The sequence below is a fragment of the Legionella quinlivanii genome (assembly GCF_900461555.1).
GTDB lineage: Bacteria > Pseudomonadota > Gammaproteobacteria > Legionellales > Legionellaceae > Legionella_C > Legionella_C quinlivanii.
This window is the reverse complement of the sequence record NZ_UGOX01000001.1, coordinates 2,593,974-2,608,298: the sequence shown is the minus strand read 5'-3', so window position 1 is coordinate 2,608,298 and position 14,325 is coordinate 2,593,974. Positions and strand designations below refer to the sequence as shown.

Sequence of the window (14,325 nt, the reverse complement as noted above, 5' to 3'; positions counted from 1 at the left end):
AAAATGTTTTTGCCAATCAGACGCATTACTTGGATACCCCGCATAAAGCGGGGTACGTAGGCTCTAATAGGATGGTTAAATTTTGTGACCATCTCTCAGGGACAAGCCGAGGGACGTAGAGAGTAGTGGTTAAGGCCTTAAGGCAGCGCCATTAGGCCCATGGCCCAACTTACAATGCTTTATCACCCGCTTTGGCAAGCAGCATTCGCCGTCTAAGGTAAAGAATAAAAGCGGGTAATATCATCATTAATATCCCACAGCTAAAAACCAGACGAAAACGCTCTGCACCGCCAATATCCATGCTGTTTTCAGGAGGTATAAAACCTACGGCCAGGGTAATGAAGCAGCCGATTAAACCCAGGAGGCAAGTTGCATAATAACCCGCTTTACCGCCAGGAATCTGAAAGGTTCTCGGCATGCCTGCGGCTTTACTTTTTAATCGCCAGGCGGCGATAAACATGAACACGTACATCAAAATATATAATTCAGTGCTTAAGTCCGTGAACAGCCAATAGATAGCATTCACACTGGGAAATAATAAAAACCCACTGCACAATAAGGTGACAAGAATCGCTTGCAGAATCAGAATTCGGGAAGCAATCCCATGTTTGTTCAGCCGATAAAGCCAATGGGGCAGAAAACCGTTATCAGCTGCCAGTAACAGGCCTTTGGCGGGCGAAATAATCCAGTTCACCATTCCGCCGAGGCTACCCAATAAAAGCATGACGATAATCAGCGGCATTAGCCAGGTCATATGGTAAGCCTGAAAGAAATTACTAAATGCCTGCATAACACCATCGACAAGACTGATCTGGTCTTGCGGCAAGACGAAGGCAATCGCCAGGGAGCCAAAAATCATGGTAGACAAAATCAGCAACACTGAAAAAAACATGGCTTTAGGAAAATTATGCTGGGGAGATTCCACATTACGGACATGGACTGCAGCCAGCTCCATTCCCAAAAAAGAGGTCATGATAGCCGTTAGCGAAACCCAGGATTGAGTATCTCCCCAGTGAGGAAGAAGATGGGCAGGGCTTAAATCAACTGCAATCGGCTGGCCTTTGATTAGCCAGATAATTGCCAGCAGAATAATAAAGGCCATCGGGATAATCATTCCAAAAATGGCGCAAAAACTGGCAAAACGGGCGGAGGCCTTGAGGCCGCTTAATCCCAGCAAGGTCAGAGACCAAAATACTGTGAGAATGACTGCAATCAGATAGTATTTGTTTTGAGCCAAAGCAGGATTAACCAGATAGGCCAAGGTGCCTGCGATAAACGAGAGAATGGTCGGATACCAGACCATCGTATTAATCCATTGCAGCCAAATGGTGAAGAAAGCGAGAGTTTCCCCGAAGGCATGTTTTACCCAGGAGAAAACCCCGCCTTCTTCTTCAGACCAGGTCGATGATAATTCGGCGGATACCAGTGCCACCGGAATTAAAAATACAATAGCTGAAAAACTGAAAAAGAATATCAGGCTGGAGCCAAAAAGGGCTGTTGCGGGTAAGTTACGAATACTATCGATCGCTCCTGTAATTAAGAGTACAAGTGCTAACACAGATATTTTTTCGGAGGACCAGGCTTTCATTAAAAAAAGTTCCAACAACAGATACTGACAAAAAGATATACATTATAGGGGATTGAGCCTTTTGAAGAAACTGATTTTATTTAAAATTCCATATAAAAAACTTAAATCCGAATGCTTGTATCTCTTTTTTTCATGATGTTTAATGGAGGTTCTATATTAACAGGAGTTCAACATGTCTGGTTTTTTTAGTGCAAATAGTTCCTGGCGGGCTGCTTTACAGAGACTCAACCTTGCTGCCACTGTAGCCGCTGCAGTCTACCTGCTAGCCAGTGAAGATGCGAAGGGCAGCGAATTAGCCTTTAAAATGCTCGTGCAATTGGTTACTGCTATGGGCCTTCGCGATAATAACAGTACGCTGACTTATATTTCGAGCGTCATATTAAATGGAATGGCACTGGGAACTGATTACTCCGCATTAACAATGTGCAGCAGTCTTCCTGACAGCGTCAATTATATGCTGAGCGTAATGGACGGAGTCAATTTGGGGACCGCTATTTTAAATACGCCAGAAGAAGAACAAAAGCAGGCTGCAGAATTCAAACCGTCCTGATTGTATAGTCTTTGCGAACAAAGTGAATCAATCCAGGGCAAGCCTGTGTTGGGGCATGTTCTGGATTGATTCACCAAAGCTCGCATAACACTTAAACCAGCTTAGCTGCCCTGAATGGTCACTATTAATCGGCGAGCACTGGCCTGATTCCGGTGTTCACAAAGGTAAATTCCTTGCCAGCGACCAAGCAATAACCGCCCGTCCTTTATTGGAATTGTAAGGCTTGAGCCAAGCATCACATTTTTAATGTGAGCCGGCATATCGTCTGAACCCTCAAGAGTATGGCGAAACAACTGATCATCATCAGGAATCAAGCGATTAAAATGGGTTTCCAAATCGAATGGTACATCCTGGCAGGTATTTTCGCTGATAGCCAGCGAAGCGGAAGTATGTTGAAGAAAGAGATTGGCCAGGCCAATTTTAATCCTCGTTGCGCCTTGCATCGACTTGATGACCTCGCTTGTAATCAAATGAAAGCCACGCGATTTGACTGGAAGTTGAATGTCGGTTTGCCAGTAAATAGATTCAGCCATGCTTAAACCCGCCCCGACAATGAGGAGAATTGCTTGTTTCCCCTTGTCGTTCTTTCCATTCATCCTCAGTGAATAAATGCATGCTAAGCGCATGCAGACCCTGGTTAAACTCTTCTGATAACAATTTATTGATTAAACGATGCCGGGCGACTCGCGATTGGCCTTTGAATGAATCAGAGACCAGAACAAGCTTAAAATGAGTTTCAGCACCCTCTGGTACATGATGCTGACTGGATTCATCAAAGACTTCCATGTAATAAACAGGAAGCTCCCGATTTAAAATAGATTCAATGCGTGCTTTACGATTCATTGTTGCCCGCTAAAAATAGGAGGTGCAGCAATTATAATCCATTTGCGTCTGAAAACTATGTCAATTAGTGACTTAATTGGTCCATTTTTATAACAAATAATTGCCCGATTTCTATTTGACAAGTCACTCTACATTTGAATTAATAATAGATGCTTGAAATATCAATCATTTTATAAGACTGGCATTTAATTTGCTTAGATAAAGCAGAATGCTGAAATTAATCGAAGGAGAGTAGCATGAAGCAAAAAGGTTTTACATTAATCGAGTTGATGATCGTGGTAGCGATTGTCGGTATATTGGCTGCAATTGCAATCCCCGCCTATCAGGATTATACCATTCGTGCTCGCGTAACTGAAGGACTGAATCTGGCCGCATCAGCCAAATTGGCAGTATCTGAAACGGCAATTTCCAATAATGCCTTGCCGGCTACACAAGCTGCTACAGGATATGTTAGCCCTGCTGCAACAACGAATGTACAATCCATTGCCATTGGCGCCAACGGAATAATAACCGTGACCTACACTGCTGCTGCGGGTGGAGGAACAATTATTCTGCAACCAACCCTGCAAGCGAATGGGGATGTGACATGGACCTGTACTGGAGGAACTTTACTCGCTAAATATCGTCCTGCAAGCTGCAGAGCCTAGTGACTAGTTTATTTTTGACGGGAGTCTTCGAGATTCCCGCCTGCTTTAATACCCCACCATTTCCATGTTCTCTGTCTTATCGCATAAGGAGTCTGGCATGAACAAAAAAGAAAAAGGTTTTACACTCATTGAATTGATGATTGTCGTAGCAATCGTTGGAATTTTAGCTGCCATAGCGATTCCTGCCTATCAGGATTACACTATCCGCGCCAGAGTAGCAGAAGGATTAAGCTTGGCATCCTCTGCAAAACACGCGGTTTCGGAAACCACTCAGACTCGCAATGCTTTACCGGCAACCCAGGCGGCAACAGGTTATGTTTCTCCAGCAGCGACTGCGAATGTCTCATCCATTGCTATTGGAAATAATGGTCTGATTACCATTACATACACTCCAGCTGCAGGCAACGGAACCATTATTCTGCAACCGACCCTTCAAGCAAATGGCGATTTGACCTGGAGTTGCACGGGTGGAACATTATTAGCTAAATACAGACCTGCCAGTTGCCGATAGCATAACTCAAATTACTGGCCTTCAGAGCTGAGGGCCATACAGCTCATACGCCATCTTTGTCATTCCCGCACGTTTTGTGGACACCTATCTTTATCCACACAACAAAGCCTTGTCGCGCATGCGAGAATGACTTTCATCACCAGCACAATGCCAACTTATCGAAGGATTTCCGCTCGCGGAAATGACAGTATATTTTATGCACATACTTATACGATTCGCATTAAACGCAGGAAGTTGATTTTTACATTATACTAATATGATTGAATAATGATCAATTAGGTGCAAAGATGGCTAGCGTAAAAGAGTATGATGATAAAATCCGGGCAAAACAGAATGAACTTTCTGCAAAGGAAAAAGAGTTGAAACAACAGGATGCGTTTCTGTTGGGAAGAAGAAGGGATCTGAAAGGTTTAGAAGAGACTCTTGATAATGTTAGAAGTAGACTGGCGAGAGTCGATTTGGATTTTAATAAAGAGGATGCTGTTCTGGAAAAGCGAAAATTACAGTTTGAATATGATCAAATTGAGGAAAGTCAGAAAAAGCAATCTCTCTCTTGTGACGACGCATTGGCCGCTCGAGGTAAGATAGCTGAGGACCTTGTAAAATTAAAAGCAGAGATTGTTGAGTTAAAAAGTGCAAGAGAAAAACAAGCCGAGCTTGAAGATCTGGAGGCAGGAAAATTGCAGGCTGAAGCAGAAGCACAGGCTCAGAGAGTCAAGGCAGAGGCTTTGGAGGAAGAGAAAAAAGCTTTGGAAGCAGAGAAGGAGGCTGCCAGACAGAGACTAGAGGAATCTCACTTGGAAATTAACTCCATTTTAAAACCAATTGAAGATGCATTGGCAACTTTAAAAGCAGAACTCGCTGCCATTGATCAGAAAGCGCAACCGGAGGCGTTTAAAGCCGCAGATGTTCTAATACAAAGCCTGGAGGGTGCTTTTAGCCAATACCAGCAAGCTTTAGTTAGTGCTGTGGGTGCTAGTCACTCTAAGGAACTAATCAATGATGCGGGGAAAACATTCAAGCAAAGCTGCAAGAATGCAATAGAAATTGCCAGTCCAAAACTTGGAATTGGCTGGGGAGAACAACTCAAAAACTTTTTAAGAGCTATCGGCAATGGAATAAAATATGTTGCTAGTAAATTGGGAGCCGATGTTAATTATTACGAATATAAGCAAAGCGAATCATTAAGAGCGGTTGGGGTTTTCAAAGCGTCGACAAAATTAAACCAAGAGGAATCTCATGAGTTAGAGAATGAGAAGGGTAATACACCTCAGTAATGGCAGAGTAGCCTTTAAGACTAAAGTAATCGATAGGAAATGAGACTATGTATCGTCTTTGCGAACAAAGTGAAGCAATCCATATCAAGCCTTGAGCAGGCGATGAATTGCTTCGCTGACGCTCGCAAAGGCAGTCTTTTGAGCACCTATTTTCATTTACGCAAAACACCTGCGCGAAAATGACAGAAACCAAAATAGATAAGGTCTCTGATTCATAAGGATACGCCAATTCGACTGCAATATCTTAATCAGGATGTTATAGCTTTTGCTCAACAAGCTGGTTCTTCAATCGAACATAAACAGGCAGGCCGTTATTATAATGAGGATAGGCTTCACCCTGAATTAACGGACTTAGATAACGCCGGCAAGCCTCGGTAATCCCAAAACCGTCTTCGCTGATAAAATCCGCAGGCATGGCTTTTTCCTGATTGGCCACTTCACTTAATGGAACATGACTGATTGACCAGCGATAAGGTGAATCCTGTTCTCTTTTAACGATTGGCATAATGGCATTGTGCCCGCTAATTGCCAGTTCAACGGCTGCCTTGCCTAAAGCATAAGCATGTTCCAAATCAACCTGGGATGCTATGTGACGCGCTGCGCGTTGTAGATAATCCGCAACTGCCCAATGATATTTGTAACCCAGACTGCTTTTTATCAATTGCGCAATCACAGGCGCTACCCCACCTAGCTGAGCATGTCCAAACGCATCGCGAAGACCGGCGTCACTTAGGAAATTCCCTTCCTGATTCTTAATTCCTTCCGAAACCACGACTACACAATAGCCATATTCTTTAACGCAGGCGTCGACTTTCGCTAGAAATTTCTGTTCATCGAAAACGTTTTCCGGGAATAAAATGATATGGGGCGGTTCGCCTTGCTTTTGTGAGGCCAGGCCGCTGGCGGCTGCGATCCAGCCTGCATGACGTCCCATGACTTCAAGAATGAACACTTTTGTCGAAGAGGCAGCCATTGAGGCCACATCAAAACCAGCTTCCATAGTTGAAACGGCAACATATTTAGCGACAGAACCAAAACCTGGGCAGTTGTCCGTGAAAGGTAAATCATTATCTACTGTTTTGGGAATGCCGACACAGGTAATGGGATAATTCATCTCTTTACTCATCCGGGCAATCTTATTGGCAGTATCTTGAGAATCGCCGCCCCCATTATAAAAGAAATAGCCAATATTATGGGCTTTGAACACTTCGATCAGACGCTCATATTCTGAGCCGCTGTCTTTCAATTTATAACGGCATGAGCCGAAGGCGCCGGCTGGTGTAAACATTAATCCGGCAATGGCCTCATCATTTTCAAGTGAGGTGTCTATTAATTCTTCGTTTAAAGCGCCAATAATACCGTTTTTGGCGGCAAATACTTTGCCGATTTTTTCAGGATGTTGACGCGCAGTTTGAATGACCCCGCAGGCCGATGCATTAATAACTGCGGTAACCCCCCCGGATTGTGCATAAATTGCATTTTTCACTGACATTAGGACTCCCTAAATAATTTACGTGTTAAGTGGCGTAAAGACTATCATATTCATCGATGACTTCATCAATATTACGGATTAATTCAGCGAAAGTGGTTTTCATTTCATCAATTTTTTTCGCTTCTTTAGCCTGTTTTTCCAGTTTGGAAACTTGAGTTTGCAGGTGAGGGACGCCACAAAAGCAGCAGGCTCCGTATAATTTATGGGCTGCATTCTGTAAGCCCTGGATATTCTGTTTGTTATATAGCTCAAAAAACTCGACACGGCTTTTGTGGAGCTCCTCAACAAAGCGATTTAAAAATTCTTCAGCCAAAGCCTGATTACCAGATACTTTTTGTACGCATAATTGCCAATCAATTGCCTGGTTTTTTGATTTTTTCAGTAAACGCAGCAGATGAGTTAATAATTGCTTCTCATCAATAGGTTTTTGCAGACAAAGGTCTACGCCTGCCTTTTTCATTTTATCTTTATTCATGTCATTGCCGCTGGCACTGATCACTACTATTGGGGTTAGCTTATTCAACATCGATTGCTGGCGTATCTGCTGTGCAGCTTCCAGTCCGCTAAGTTGCGGCATTTGCAAGTCAAGAAGCAAAAGATTATAGCGTTTGCTATTACAGGCTCTTACTGTTTCCTTTCCATCTTCAACCGCCTCAATATTACTTAACTCGCTAAGAAGTGAATTTAACAGCATGCGGTTGACTGGATTATCTTCGGCAATCAATATTTCAGGATGAATCAAACGCAATTGCTTGCGCAAATTGTCGAGTTCCTGATCCATCGCAACAGGAACGGTGGTTTGACTTGAGAGCTGCTCGATGACTTCATGGAGTTTCTGAATGCTGATTGGTTTGAACAGAAAGCCATTGGCTCCCAGTGACTGTGGATTGTGGATAAGCCACTTGGAAATCAGAACACTGGGCATTTTTTGTTTGCCAAGAATTTGTGCCACCTGTTTTTCGCAGCCTTCATTCACATTAATAAAAGCGATGGTGCAATCCCGGTGTATACTGAATGCTTTCTCCAGTTGATTAAAGGAAGTGACTGGCACGCATTCAATTCCCCAATAACCCAATCCATTACACAATGCCTCCAGCTGCAGGCTGTTATCATCAAAGCAAAGCGCTTTTATGTTGTTAAAGCGGTGGCTCTGATTTTTCTCCACTTCATAGGCCGATAATTTTTCAAGTTTAATATACACTGAAAACGTAGAACCTTTGTTAAGTTCACTGTTAAGCACAATGCGCCCTTGCATGGCTTCAACCAGCTTTTTGCAGATCACAAGCCCGAGACCTGTGCCGCCATAACGTCGGGTGATGGAGGTATCTGCCTGATTGAAGGCATTGAATAGACGGGTTTGATCATCAGCGGAAATACCGATGCCTGTGTCAGTCACTGACACACAGAGCATATAATCTTTGTCTGATTCCTGTTCAATGGAGGTACGAACCAGCACATAGCCATGATCGGTGAATTTTACGGCATTACTAACCAGATTGGTCAGGATTTGCTTGATTCGCAGAGGATCACCAAGCACCGTTTTAGGTACATTAATTTGAGTTGAGGGGATTAAGTCAATTCCCTTCTTATGAGCATTGGGTGCTGCCAAAGTCAGTACTTCATCAATACAGCCTCTCAAATCAAGTGGAATGCAATCCAGATGGAGCTTTCCAGCATCCATTTTGGAGTAATCCAGAATATCATTAATGATGGCCAATAAATCCTGGGCAGATGACTTGATAGTTTTAACATAATCAAGTTGCAAGGCATCCAGCTTGCTTTCCAGCAACACATTGGTGAAGCCGATAACGCCATTCATGGGAGTGCGGATTTCATGGCTCATATTAGCAATGAATTCGGATTTTTGCCGGCTTTTTTCTTCCGTTTTCTTCTTCTCGAGAGATAACTGGATATTTTTTTCTTCAAGCAGTTCGAGGCCTTGCTGTAAATCGGCGGTGGCCACTTCAATGTGATGATTGAGCTCTCGGACAATATTCAGATATTGTTTTTGCAAATGCGCGCATCCTTTTTCAATTTCCCCAAGTTCCCCAGGGCTTGAAACTGTAATCTTAGTCTCAAATTCATTGCTGAGAATTTGTTTCATACTGCGGCGAAGACGAGATATCGGCTGATAGATCTGTTTGGAAAGAAAATAATGAATGGTCAAGCTGATAAGTAAACCGAGTAAGGTAATAAAAATGGTAATAATGTACATTTTATACTGCTTAATCAGAGTCGATTGAGTATCGATATCAATTGAAAGCCAGCCTAAAATATCGTCAGCCTGCAGAGGAATATAATCTGAAGGGGCTCTGAAAGGGGTCGTCGCATAAAGATTGTATTTTGGGATAGTAATCGGTGCGACAAAATTAATAGAGTAAGGGGTGATTTGCTTACTCTCAATATAATCTCCGGTATATTCAGGCGGTTTAAATGGTTTATGAATAGAATGCTTGCCTCCGCGATAGGCGACCAATTGTCCCTCGGCATTATAAAAGGCCAGCGCCTGAACCTCTGGATTGACGGTGGAGGCATTAATTAAACCCTGGAGGGTTCGACGGTCATTGCGCATCATTGCCAATTGAGCTGCCGGCAGTAATTGTCTGATATACGCTTCGCCCAGGCGGGACATGTGTTGATGTAAATCTTTACTGAATTGGCCGTTATAAAAAACAGCAAAAAGAAGAGCGACCAGAAATACCGGGATTAAGGTGGTTAGCCTGAGTTGGTATTTGATACCAATTCCCTTCATGTGGGAATCCTGTGTCTGTGCATAAATAATAAAAAAGAAAAAATTTGGAAAACAATACAAAGTTTAGATGGAAACATCAATCACTTCCCGCATTTTATTTCAACTATCAGCAATCAGAACTCTTATCATGCCTTACTGCAGTAACGGTCATTGTGCCGGGTATCCAATCTGCGCTATGATATCAGGTTGCTATTGACTAATTAATGGAGAGCCTTATGGTTGTCAGAACAAGGTTTGCCCCAAGCCCTACAGGGCTGCTTCATGTAGGCGGTGTGCGCACTGCTTTGTATTCATGGCTTTACGCCAGGCATCATCAGGGCGAATTTATACTCCGGATTGAAGATACAGATCAGGAACGTTCAACCAAAGAATCAGTGCAGGCCATTCTCGATGGCATGGCATGGCTTAATCTCCACTCTGACAAGGGACCGTTCTATCAGTCCGAACGTTATGAGCGTTATGAAGAAGTCGCCAGCCTTTTGTTAGAGCAGGGCATGGCTTATCGATGTACTTGTTCCAAAGAACGTCTTGAGGCGCTGAGAGAAGCGCAGTTGGCTGCTAAACAAAAGCCACAGTATGACGGGCATTGCAGGGATTTGAATCTTGCGCCTACTGATGAAGCGCATGTGATTCGCTTCAAAAATCCGAAATCGGGAGTGGTTAGTTTCTCTGATCAGGTGTATGGCGATATTCACGTGGATAATGCTGAACTGGATGATTTGATCCTTATCCGTTCGGATGGCCATCCAACTTACAATTTTGCCGTGGTTATTGACGATTTGGATATGGAAATTACTCACGTTATTCGTGGAGATGATCATATCAACAACACTCCGCGCCAAATTAATCTTTTTAAAGCCCTGAATGCGCCAATTCCTGTTTTTGCTCATTTGCCAATGATCCTTGGGGATGATGGAAAGCGTTTATCAAAACGTCATGGTGCGGTCAGCGTCATGCAGTTTAAAGAGGAAGGGATACTACCTCAGGCCTTGTTGAATTATCTGGTTCGTTTAGGTTGGTCGCATGGTGATCAGGAAATATTTTCTCTGAAAGAGATGATTGAGTTTTTTGACTTAAAACATGTCAGTCGTGGTGTATCAAGCTTTAATTATGAAAAATTATACTGGCTTAATCAGCATTATCTAAAAGAACAAGATCCTGCTCAAACGGCAAAAGCGCTTGCATGGCATTTTGAAACCCAGGGCATCCCCACAGAAAAAGGGCCTGAGCTTGCAAATATCGTTGCTCTTCAGGCGGAGCGTTGTAAAACGCTGGTGGAAATGTGTGATAAAAGCCGTTATTTTTTCGAAGACGAAATTGCTTATGATGAGGATGCAGTTAAAAAACATTTGCGGCCTGTCATTCTCGAGCCTTTAGAAAGACTGTATAGCAGTTTGCTTGACCTCTCCGACTGGAACGCGGAAACATTACATGAGTCGATTGACAAAGTTTGCAGTGAGTTTGATATCAATATGGGTAAGCTGGGCCAGCCTCTTCGTGTGGCTGTCACTGGTACTGGCATGTCGCCCGCGATTGATCAAACCCTGTTTTTAATCGGAAAAGAAAAAACTCTCGCTCGTATGAACTATGCTCTCGAACGTATACGTGAACGTGCTGCGGCAAGTGCTGGCTGAGAAGAGAAAGCCACGTAGGTCGGGCGCTTTTGCCCGACCTTTGCTGGAAACCAAGCTTTGTCTCTCAGGAGTAACACTGAGCCTAATTTTTCGCCCCTTCCTCCTTTATTGAACTCTTCTTAAGATTTTCCAGCCAAAGCGTGCGGCGTTCTTTCCCCATATCGGCACTGCGGTAAACATAATGCAGGACATAGAACCCGTTATCTGTTCGCACGATTTTCTGAATTTCATCCTGCACAGAATTACTGGGCTCTTTAATTCTGAATTCAAAAATAATCTGATCAGGGGTCTCTTCGAGAATCGTTATTTCCGGATTTGCGATTTTTTTCAGATTTTCCATAATAACATTGGAAAACTGTTTTAAGGTGGCTTGCTTTTGCAGTTCTGGAAAATATTGAGTAGTCACCAGTTCCTGCCAATGATCAAGCCGTTCACCGGCCGGGAGATACTCTATAGTGACCATGACTGAATCTTTTTTTCCCCAGGCAGCCTGCCAGACACGATTATCGAAGACCAGGTTCTGCTGCTCAGATCTGACTATTTCAGGATCCACTTTAACGTCAGGATTTAAGATCTTTGAGCTGCAATATAAACCATCCTGATAAGTGTAATATTCAACGCATTGAGTTGTATTCCCCTTATCAACCTTGATGAGATCTTCCGGTTTAACCGAAGCTGCCTCTGCGTTTGGCAGGAAGGTAAGAAATAAACTGGCGCTTAGCAAACTGACAAGCTTTGTCATTGTGGGATATCCTTAATTTTAAAAGAATATTGTAAATGATTTTATGATGAAAGTCTTTTTTGAAAAAAAGTAAAAACAATCATCTATAGTTAGAATAACAAGATCAAACCGGGTGTGCTAAATGAAAATTAAGGGATTTTGTTTTCTTTTCTGGCTAGGCTTTATGATGAATGTTATCGCCGCAACTCCTGTAAAGATCGGAACTCCTTTTTTTGATCCTCCTTTTGCAACAAACGATGGCCACTACTTATTGAATGGATTTGATATCGATTTGATGAAAAAAATCTGTGAGAAGCTGCATTGGGAATGTCAATTTGTTTCCCTGGAGGGGCCGCAATTATATACTGCCTTGTCCGAGCGAAAAATTGATTATGCGATTGGAGATATCGCGATTACCCCCTCAAGACAGCTGAATTACCTGTTTTCTATTCCATATATGATTACAGAAGGAGCATTTGTCACATTAAAAGACAGCCCGCTAACCACTTTGAAATCACTGTCTGGAAAACGGGTGGGGGTAATGTCCTGGCGGGTTTACAATGAATATCTGCAACAACATAATGACTTGAATATCACTGTGGTTCCCTTTGATGATTTTAATAATCTGGCCATCGCTTTGGCCCGGCAGGATATAGACGCTGTGTTTATGAATAAATACAGTGCGCTATATCTGGTTCGTCAGCATCCAGATAAAATTAAACTGATGAATATTGATTTGAAAATTAATGAGGGAATTGGTATAGCAAGCTATTATGGAAATGAGAAAAATATGGATCTGATTAATCATTTAATACTGCAATTTCAAGCCGATGGAACTTTTGTTAACCTGTATAATTACAATTTTGGATTTTTTATACGCCGCTGACTATGTCTAAATTACAAGAGCAACAATTGCAAACAGAGCTTTCCGCAGCCGCAGTCATTAAAGAGCAGCTCACTGCCGTTACCGACGATTTTATGCGTAAGTATGAAGATGAAGGGGCGAGGCAATTTGCAAAAGCGGCGCATTCAAGTACCGACAATGCTCTTGAAGGAATGCTTAAAGCCAGGACGGCAGACGATTTTTTACTGCATGAAAAACGCTTGTCTGCCCTTTTAAAAACGTTAAAAAAGAAATCAGACCTACCTGACAATCTTGACGATTCATTAACCAATTATCGTTTCTACCGGTATCTGATGTCATTATTGGGTGCTTTGCATACTCACAACAGTGACACGATTTTAGCCCGCCAGCCTCAGTGGTTTTGCGAACATCCTTCTCATGATGAATGGGAACAGAGACTGAACCAACTCAAGCATTTAAAAAATGAAAATGAGCTTGAAATTACAAAAGGCAAATTGTTTGAAGAGGTTCTTAAAAAAGATGCGGGTATGGATTTAGCCAATCTTGCCTCGCTGGCTGTTATTGAACGGCAGGTTCGCGCGTTCAGTAAGCAGCGGCTTTCTGAATTAAAACCCAATAAACGATGGAAACATTTTCTGCAAGATGCGGCCTGGATGGGACTTGGATTAGGATTAGTGATTACCTCTTCGGTACTGGGCCTCGCTTTTCCTTTTTTGGCAATACCAGGGATCGTCCTGGGGGCGGCAGTAGTTGGTTATAGTGTTATTGATTTTATCAAGCAAAGCAAAGAAGTGTATTCGCAGCTGTATCCTGAGGACAAATCTGCCCTTGTGACTCAGGAGTTCATCGAGAATTTAGAGAAAGAATATGGTGAAAGCCTTCCGGACGTTGATTTTAAGGCATTAGTCAAACAGCAGCTTGCCGACGATAAGAAATGGTCGCTGGAAAAAACGCTGGTAATCGGTTTAGGTTATGGATCATCCGCCACGGGACTGGCTCTTGCAGTGGCTGGTATGGCCTTTCTTTTTCCCGGTTTGGGAGTTCCCTTGGCAGTGATTATTGCAGTCACTGTGACCGCCTTGGCGGTTATCAGTTTTTCCAGTGTGTTATTGGGATTTAAAACCTACCGCGAGAATGCGGAATATAATGCCAGACAAAGTGAAATGAAGCAGTCCATTATCGAAGATAATCAGTTGATCTCCGCGATTTCATTATCGCCAGTGGATAAGTCTGAACCCAGCAGTACTGCCAAATTATTTCAAAAGGGAATAGCTCATGCGGTAGAAGAGGAACCGCAGTCTGTTTTACCTGATGAGCCTTCTCAAAATGGGCAAATGTTCCAAAACAACCAAAATCAGACCCCCGCAGGTCCTGAAAATGTAGCCGAAACGGAGAATGAAGGTGATAGCGAAAGCGAGGGAGAAAACCAGAGACCGCATTAAAAC

General features: G+C 43.0%; 13 protein-coding genes. 7 read left to right on the top strand and 6 right to left on the bottom strand.

Annotated features, from left to right (window positions below; genetic code table 11):
* Positions 1 to 169: 169 nt before the first annotated feature.
* Entirely contained in the window at positions 170 to 1,588 is a 1,419-nt protein-coding gene (locus DYH61_RS11080; RefSeq protein ID WP_058507592.1) for an APC family permease, read from the bottom strand.
* A 172-nt stretch (positions 1,589 to 1,760) separates the two neighbouring features.
* Between DYH61_RS11080 and DYH61_RS11075 the strand changes: the two genes are divergently transcribed.
* On the top strand, positions 1,761 to 2,138 hold the full coding sequence (locus DYH61_RS11075) for a hypothetical protein (protein WP_058507591.1): 378 nt from the start codon (positions 1,761 to 1,763) through the stop codon (positions 2,136 to 2,138).
* Positions 2,139 to 2,239: 101 nt separating this feature from the next.
* Here DYH61_RS11075 and DYH61_RS11070 read toward each other — a convergent pair whose 3' ends face one another.
* A complete protein-coding gene (locus DYH61_RS11070; protein ID WP_058507590.1) occupies positions 2,240 to 2,671 on the bottom strand; it encodes a secondary thiamine-phosphate synthase enzyme YjbQ in 432 nt (143 codons plus the stop codon).
* Positions 2,664 to 2,981 (bottom strand): BolA family protein, encoded by a 318-nt coding sequence (locus DYH61_RS11065; protein WP_058507589.1) that lies wholly within the window; start codon positions 2,979 to 2,981, stop codon positions 2,664 to 2,666. The genes DYH61_RS11070 and DYH61_RS11065 overlap by 8 nt, the downstream gene beginning before the upstream one ends.
* 236 nt (positions 2,982 to 3,217) lie before the next feature.
* Here DYH61_RS11065 and DYH61_RS11060 point away from each other — a divergent pair, with 236 nt between their 5' ends.
* From DYH61_RS11060 to DYH61_RS11050, 3 genes are all read left to right on the top strand, one after another.
* Positions 3,218 to 3,628, top strand: a complete 411-nt coding sequence (locus DYH61_RS11060; protein WP_058507588.1) for a pilin — start codon at positions 3,218 to 3,220, stop codon at positions 3,626 to 3,628.
* Positions 3,629 to 3,725: 97 nt separating this feature from the next.
* Positions 3,726 to 4,139: a pilin gene (locus tag DYH61_RS11055; protein WP_058507587.1), complete on the top strand. Its 414-nt coding sequence runs from the start codon at positions 3,726 to 3,728 to the stop codon at positions 4,137 to 4,139.
* Between the two features lie 287 nt (positions 4,140 to 4,426).
* Positions 4,427 to 5,416, top strand: coding sequence for a coiled-coil domain-containing protein (locus DYH61_RS11050; protein WP_115343312.1), 990 nt, complete (start codon positions 4,427 to 4,429; stop codon positions 5,414 to 5,416).
* A gap of 256 nt (positions 5,417 to 5,672) precedes the next feature.
* On the opposite strand, the gene DYH61_RS11045 is transcribed toward DYH61_RS11050, so the two are convergent.
* Together DYH61_RS11045 and letS are read right to left on the bottom strand one after the other, a co-directional pair.
* Positions 5,673 to 6,908, bottom strand: coding sequence for a 6-phosphofructokinase (locus tag DYH61_RS11045; protein ID WP_058507585.1), 1,236 nt, complete (start codon positions 6,906 to 6,908; stop codon positions 5,673 to 5,675).
* Between the two features lie 25 nt (positions 6,909 to 6,933).
* Complete coding sequence (letS, locus tag DYH61_RS11040) at positions 6,934 to 9,660, bottom strand: two-component system sensor histidine kinase LetS (RefSeq protein ID WP_058507584.1); 2,727 nt, start codon at positions 9,658 to 9,660, stop codon at positions 6,934 to 6,936.
* Between the two features lie 215 nt (positions 9,661 to 9,875).
* On the opposite strand from letS, the gene gltX reads away from it, so the two are divergent.
* The gene (gene gltX / locus DYH61_RS11035) at positions 9,876 to 11,294 is read left to right on the top strand and encodes a glutamate--tRNA ligase (protein WP_058507583.1); all 1,419 of its coding nucleotides are present in this window, start codon (positions 9,876 to 9,878) and stop codon (positions 11,292 to 11,294) included.
* A gap of 82 nt (positions 11,295 to 11,376) precedes the next feature.
* Here the strand turns inward: gltX and DYH61_RS11030 are convergent, their stop codons facing one another.
* Positions 11,377 to 12,036, bottom strand: a complete 660-nt coding sequence (locus DYH61_RS11030) for a hypothetical protein (RefSeq protein ID WP_058507582.1) — start codon at positions 12,034 to 12,036, stop codon at positions 11,377 to 11,379.
* Between the two features lie 121 nt (positions 12,037 to 12,157).
* Between DYH61_RS11030 and DYH61_RS11025 the strand changes: the two genes are divergently transcribed.
* Both DYH61_RS11025 and DYH61_RS11020 read left to right on the top strand, forming a co-directional pair.
* Positions 12,158 to 12,901 carry a transporter substrate-binding domain-containing protein gene (locus DYH61_RS11025; RefSeq protein WP_058507581.1) on the top strand — a complete coding sequence of 248 codons (744 nt, stop codon included), beginning with the start codon at positions 12,158 to 12,160 and terminating at the stop codon, positions 12,899 to 12,901.
* A gap of 2 nt (positions 12,902 to 12,903) precedes the next feature.
* Positions 12,904 to 14,322, top strand: a complete 1,419-nt coding sequence (locus DYH61_RS11020) for a hypothetical protein (RefSeq protein ID WP_058507580.1) — start codon at positions 12,904 to 12,906, stop codon at positions 14,320 to 14,322.
* The last annotated feature ends 3 nt before the right edge of the window (positions 14,323 to 14,325 follow it).